A 2181-nucleotide genomic window follows, 5' to 3' on the forward strand; every position below is an offset into this window, starting at 1 on the left:
AGCCCGCGCAGCGGGCGATTTCTGTTTTTCCTGCTGTAAACTGAGCTTTCAGCAGTTTTTCGCACAGGGCTTGATTTTTTGGTTACTTTCTTATCAAGAAAAAAGTAAGAGGAAAATACTTATAATCAAATAAAAAAAATAAAAATTCCTTAAGTTGACGCCATTGTAAGAACACTTACGTAAAGGACATGGTAACAAGAAGCCAAAATTAAATAACATAAATAGGCGACTAGATCTGCTACCACCAGTACCTACACCTTGGCTACAGCGCTCACAAGAGAGGCAACAAGGTACTCAACAGTGGCTCAGCAAAGCATTGAAAAGTTGGCCTTCTTGGAATGGGTGATACAGCAGTATCTTGTTTATGACAATGGTAAAAAATCAATTTTTACTATTACTTTTTTCTTGATAAAAATTTTTCTTAAATTGTGATTGCAGTCTTATTTCAGCAAATTATACTATTTAATATATGAAAAAAGAAATTCATCCGGAATATAGATCCGTTGTTTTTTTGGATACTTCTAGTGGTGCTAAGTTTATGACCCGCTCTACCATACGTACATCAGAAACCATTGAGTGGGAAGACAAAAAAACATATCCTTTGTTCAAGGTAGAAGTTAGCTATGTTTCTCATCCTTTTTATACAGGTAAGAAAATTTTCGTAGATACAGCAGGTAGAATTGAACGTTTCAACCAAAAATATAAAAAGAAAAAAGAGGTTGTCTGATTGTAATGCAATTTGCTAAAATACTGGAGCACGATGCTTTTAAAAGCATGTTAATAAAAATGGCTGCTACAGGTCAAGTACCGCATGCACAACTTTTTGTAGGTCCTGTTGGTTCTGCTAATCTTGCTTTAGCGTTAGCTTTTGCCACTTACTTAAATTGCAATGCTCGTACAGAAACTGATGCTTGCGGCAGCTGTTCTTCTTGTGCTACTATGTTGGCATTGACTCATCCAGATTTACTACTGGTCTTTCCTAGAAAAGCTACTACTGCTGCCTCAGAAACGCACTCAGATAATCCCTATTTAGAAATATTTCGCAACTGTCTAAAAGAAAATCCTTTTTTAACCCTACAAGAGTGGGCTGTTGCCATGTATTATGATGGTAAGCAGTGCCAAGTTAGTAGAAAAGAGGCTAATAAAATTATTCAACAGCTTAGCTTAAAACCTTTTATTGGGCCATATAAAATTGTCCTTATATGGTTGCCAGAATATCTCCATCATACTGCCGCTAATGCCCTATTGAAAACTTTAGAAGAGCCACCTGCTAATAGTGTTTTTTTATTAGTTGGTTCAAATAGTGAAAAAATATTACCAACCATTCGATCTCGCACGCAACAGCATACCATTCCACCTTTTTCAGAAGAAGCTATTGAAAAACTGTTGCGCTATAGATATAACGATTTAGATGGACATCGATATAAAGAAATAGCCTTTTTAGCTGAAGGGAATCTATCTAAAGCGTTTCAATTAGTTGAGCAAAGTGTTGAGGATAACTTTGAACGTTTTAGCGATTGGATGCGTAGTTGCTATAGGAGTGATTTTATCAAGTTAATGACCCAATCTGAAGCATTTTACAAATTACCAGCTGATGCACAAAAAAGTTTTTTTAGTTACGCGCTACAACTGATCCGAGCTACGTTACTGGACAAATTGGATTACCCGCTTATACAGATGCATTTGACTACTGAAGCAACTTTTACCCAAAATTTGGGGCTTAAGGTGACGGTTACTCAATTAAAAAAAATTATAGCACAATTGGTAGCAGGCTATTATTATTTAGAACGGAATGCGAATGGAAAAATGGTTTATGCAAATGCCTCTATCCAAATAGTAACTATTTTTGACGTAGCCGTTCAGCGGACTGGTAAATAATGTATTTTTAACTTACTTTTTTCTTGATAAAAAAGTAAGCAAAAAATCAAGCCCTGGGTAAAAAATTGCAGAAATCACACCTTACAGCTGAAACAGAAAAACAGTTGAGAGGAAGGCTGCAGCGTGGATTCTGTTTTTTCAGCTGTAAGGTGTGATTTCTGATCGCAATTATTTTACAAGGGGCATTTTTATACGTAGCCGTACCATAGTGCTGAATGGATACTTTTTGACGCTGTTTAGTTTTATGGGATATCTAATGTGCTGCCGTATGGCAGTAAAAAATGTATCTGTTCATTATATTGG

General features: G+C 36.0%; 2 protein-coding genes. Both read left to right on the top strand.

The window, feature by feature from the left end; translation table 11 throughout:
• Positions 1-469: 469 nt before the first annotated feature.
• Positions 470-727: a type B 50S ribosomal protein L31 gene (locus tag MUW74_RS01105; RefSeq protein ID WP_243518011.1), complete on the top strand. Its 258-nt coding sequence runs from the start codon at positions 470-472 to the stop codon at positions 725-727.
• A 5-nt stretch (positions 728-732) separates the two neighbouring features.
• Positions 733-1878, top strand: coding sequence for a DNA polymerase III subunit delta (locus MUW74_RS01110; RefSeq protein ID WP_243553023.1), 1146 nt, complete (start codon positions 733-735; stop codon positions 1876-1878).
• Positions 1879-2181: the final 303 nt, after the last annotated feature.

This window comes from Candidatus Cardinium sp. cBcalN2 (assembly GCF_022810445.1).
GTDB lineage: Bacteria > Bacteroidota > Bacteroidia > Cytophagales > Amoebophilaceae > Cardinium.